This is a genomic window from Roseicyclus sp. (assembly GCF_052168335.1).
GTDB lineage: Bacteria > Pseudomonadota > Alphaproteobacteria > Rhodobacterales > Rhodobacteraceae > Roseibacterium.
Genome location: NZ_JBQLZP010000497.1, coordinates 1 through 3,782, shown reverse-complemented (window position 1 = coordinate 3,782; position 3,782 = coordinate 1). Strand labels below are relative to the sequence as shown.

The following is a 3,782-nucleotide window of genomic DNA, read 5'->3' as shown; positions in this document are numbered from 1 at the left end:
GCTCCGCGGGCTTCGCGGCCGTCCTGGCGGATCGCGCGGGGATCTTCGTCGACGGGCGCTACCGCGTGCAGGTGCGTGCGCAGTCGGACATGGAGAGCTTCACCCCGGTCGACTGGCCCGAGACAAAGCTCGAGACCTGGCTCGCCGACATGCTGCCGGGCGGCGGCGTCGTGGCCTACGACCCCTGGCTGCACAGCGCGGCCGAGATCGCGCGGCTGGAGGAGGCGCTCGGGCGGCGGCAGGTCGCGCTCCGACCCGTGGAGAACCTCGTCGACCGGATCTGGACGGACCGGCCCGCCCCGCCGATGGCCCCCGCCTCCGCCTGGCCCGAGCGCTACGCGGGCGAGAGCGCGGCGGCGAAGCTCTCGGCCGTGGCCGGGGACCTCGCCGGAGCGGAGGAGGATGCGGCGCTCCTCACCCAGCCCGACAGCCTCTGCTGGCTCCTGAACCTGCGGGGCGGCGACGTGGGACACACGCCGCTCCTGCACGCCATGGGAATCCTGCGGCGCTCGGGGCGGCTGGACCTCTATGCCGAGCCCGCGAAGCTCGCGGGCGTGGCGCTGCCCGAGGGCGTCGCGATCCACCCCGAGGCGGCGCTCGCGGAACATCTCGCGGCCGAGACGGGGCGCGTCCGGGTCGATCGCAGTTCCGCGCCGCAGGCGGCCGTCGACGCAATCGGCCGGGGCCAGGCCGAGATCGTCCCGGGCAGCGATCCCTGCCTCCTGCGCAAGGCGCGCAAGCATCCCGCCGAGATCGCGGCGACGACCGAGGCGCACCTGCGCGACGGGGCGGCCGTCGCGCGCTTCCTGCGCTGGTTCGACGAGACGGCGCCGGCGGGCGGGCTGACCGAGATCGACGTGGTCCGTGCGCTCGAGGGCTTCCGGGCGGAAACCGGCGCGCTGCGCGACATCAGTTTCGACACGATCGCGGGCGCGGGGCGACACGGAGCCATCGTGCATTACCGCGTGACGGAGGAGACGAACGCGCCCGTCCTGCCGGGGCAGCTCTTCCTGATCGATTCGGGCGCGCAATACGAGGATGGGACGACCGACATCACCCGGACGCTGCCGGTGGGCGACGTGGGCGCGGAGGAGCGGACCGCCTTCACCCAGGTCCTGCGCGGCATGATCGCGATCCACCGCGCGCGGTTCCCGAGGGGCGTCACCGGCGGGCATCTCGACGCGCTGGCGCGCGCGCCGCTCTGGGCGGCGGGGCGGGACTTCGACCACGGGACGGGGCATGGCGTCGGCGTCTATCTGGGCGTGCACGAGGGGCCGCAGCGGCTCAGCCGGGTCTCGACGGTGCCGCTCGAACCCGGCATGATCCTGTCGAACGAGCCGGGCTACTACCGCGAGGGCGCCTTCGGCATCCGCATCGAGAACCTCGTCGTCGTGACCGAGGCCGCGCCCCTCCCGGGCGGCGACGACCGCAGGATGCTGGCCTTCGAGACGCTGACCTGGGCGCCCATCGACCGGCGGCTCGTCGTGGCGGAGATGCTCCCGCCCGAGGAGCGCGCCTGGCTCGACGCCTATCACGCGGGCGTGGCGGAACGGATCGGGCCGCGCCTCGACGCGGAGACACGCGCCTGGCTCGAACGGGCGACGGCGCCCATCTGAGACCCCGGGCCGCGGCACGCGTGACACGAAACCGTCACGGGCGTCGGTGTCACCTGAGGGGCGGAACGCAACGGAAGGCGGCGCGCAGGCGCGCGTCCGCAGGGACGGACAGACGGAAGGGACAAGGACATGGCCGACCATATCACGATCAGGACCGCACCGGGCACATGGGTCGTCCGCGCGGGCGGGGCCATCGTGGGGGAATCCTCGAACGCGCTGGAACTGCTGGAGGGCTCGGCCCCCCCGGTCATCTACTTCCCCCGCGAGGACATCGGGATGGCGCTGCTCGAGCGCACCTCCTCGAGCACGCGCTGCCCCTACAAGGGACAGGCGAGCTACTTCTCGGTCACGACGGCGGCCGGCGACATCACCGACGCGGCCTGGTCCTACGAGGAGCCGCTGGAGGGGGTCGAGCGCATCCGGGGCCACATCGCCTTCTACAGCGACAAGGTGACGGTCGAGCAGCTCTGAGCAGCGGGGCAGGCAGGAGACGGCGGGCGCCCGAGCGCGGCTTCGGCCGAGGTCGCGCGGGATCGTCCGCACGTGGCCCGGCCGCGCGCCGGGGCATGGCCTGCGGTTCTCTCCCCGGCACGCGCCGCAGCGGCGCGCGCCTCCTTCCGCTCCCGTCGCGTCCGCCCTCCGAGGCGCGCGAAGCGGCGAGCGTCCCGGTCAGCATCCCGGCGAGGTGCGCCACGAGGGCATCGTTCGTCACCGCCGGGCCGCGCGCGGGTTCCGCGGACCGGCGCGCGAAGGCCGGGGCCTGACTGCGGAAGGATGGCGGCGAAGTCCGGTCCGGCGGATCGGCGCCGGGGACGGGGATGGGCCGTGCCGCCCGCTCCTCAGGCGCCGGGAGTGCGGCGCGCTCCCCTCCTTCCCGCGCAGGGAAGCGCGAGGCGCGCATCGTTCGACGCAGCGTCCGCGCTGGCATCGGCCGGGATCGTGAGATCGACGCGGGCCCGGGGGGCGTGGATCGCGGCGAGGCCCCGCACCCACTGCGGGCGCATCGGCAGCGCAGACGGCCGTGCCGCCCCGTCAGCCCCGCCCCTCAGGGCGCGAGCAGCGCGGCGAGCGTCCCGTTCTCCCGCGCCCGGAGGAGCGAAGCGAGCGCGTCGTTCGACGCCGCCTCGTCCGCGCCCCAGTCGCCCGAGATCGTCAGCACGAAGCCCGGCCGCGCGCCGGGGATCGCGGTCAGCTCCGGCTCCGCCCCCCAGCGCGCCAGCATCGAGCCGCCCCAGCGCTCCCGCAGGCGGAGCGCGATGGCGTCGGCATCGGTGCCGGGCGGGAAGATCAGGCCGAGGACCGCCGCCTCCTCGCGCCGGTTCACCACGTCGGCGAGGAAGACGCCCGCGAGCGGCGCCTCGGGCCAGTCGGACAGTCCCGCACCGCCCAGGTCAAGCGACATCCGCACCGCCACCAGCCGTCCCTCGCGGCGCACGGCGTCCCCGAGCGCGGCGAGCGCCTGTGCGACCTCGGGACGCTCGCTCAGCGCCGCCCCGGCGCCCGCCTGCATCAGCTCGATCTGCGGCCAGCCGCTGGCCCAGATCGCCCGCTCGGGCTCGACGATGAAGCGCAGCGCGATGCCGTCCCCCCGCAGGAAAGGGTTCTCGGGGTCGACCGCAGCGGCGCGCGCCTCGTGATCGGTCGCGCCCTCCCAGAGGACCATCTGCCCGTTCCGCGTCGCCATCTCCATCCCGCGCGAGAAGAGCGCGCCGCGCAGGCGCATCTCGCTGTCGGGAAACAGCGAGTGGACCCCCATGCGCGCGGGCGGGGCACCCACCTCGAGGCTGTGGACCCAGTCGAAATAGCCGAGGCTCATCGTGCTGCCGCCCGCGGCCCGCAGCGCCTCGGCCTGTCCGGGCGGAGCCGAGCGCAGGGTCGCGAACTCGTGCGCCCAGTCGTCGGCGGGCCAGGCCTCGTTGCCGTTGCGCGCGATGCCGCGCACCGCGTCGCCATTGCCGTAGGCGATGTCGAGGCGCGGGGCGCCCGGCGGGATCGCCGCGTCCGGGATCATGCGCAGCATCTCCGACAAGCGGCCGGTGTCGGCGGAGGCGGGCGCCGCGAGGAACAGGGACAGGACGAGCGCAAGGAACCGCATGGACCCGAGCCTAGTCGCGCAGGCGGCCCCCTGACAAGCGGCGCGAGGGTCTCAGGAATGCTCCTCCGCCG

The 3,782-nt window shown here is 74.9% G+C and carries 3 protein-coding genes; 2 read left to right on the top strand and 1 reads right to left on the bottom strand.

Annotated features, from left to right (window positions below; all coding sequences use genetic code 11):
- Together ACTS11_RS15280 and ACTS11_RS15275 are read left to right on the top strand one after the other, a co-directional pair.
- The coding region (locus ACTS11_RS15280) for a M24 family metallopeptidase (protein ID WP_442641160.1) at positions 1–1,616 on the top strand (1,616 nt) is incomplete at its 5' end.
- 129 nt (positions 1,617–1,745) lie between these two features.
- A complete protein-coding gene (locus ACTS11_RS15275) occupies positions 1,746–2,087 on the top strand; it encodes a DUF427 domain-containing protein (RefSeq protein ID WP_442641159.1) in 342 nt (113 codons plus the stop codon).
- 574 nt (positions 2,088–2,661) lie between these two features.
- Here ACTS11_RS15275 and ACTS11_RS15270 read toward each other — a convergent pair.
- The gene (locus tag ACTS11_RS15270) at positions 2,662–3,711 is read right to left on the bottom strand and encodes a hypothetical protein (RefSeq protein WP_442641158.1); all 1,050 of its coding nucleotides are present in this window, start codon (positions 3,709–3,711) and stop codon (positions 2,662–2,664) included.
- Between the last annotated feature and the right edge of the window lie 71 nt (positions 3,712–3,782).

What these genes read in the sequence shown, in the direction of transcription:
- ACTS11_RS15275 (WP_442641159.1), top strand. Translation starts at nt 1,746, where the DNA reads ATGGCCGACCATATCACGATCAGGACCGCACCGGGCACATGGGTCGTC.
- ACTS11_RS15270 (WP_442641158.1), bottom strand. Translation starts at nt 3,711, where the DNA reads ATGCGGTTCCTTGCGCTCGTCCTGTCCCTGTTCCTCGCGGCGCCCGCC.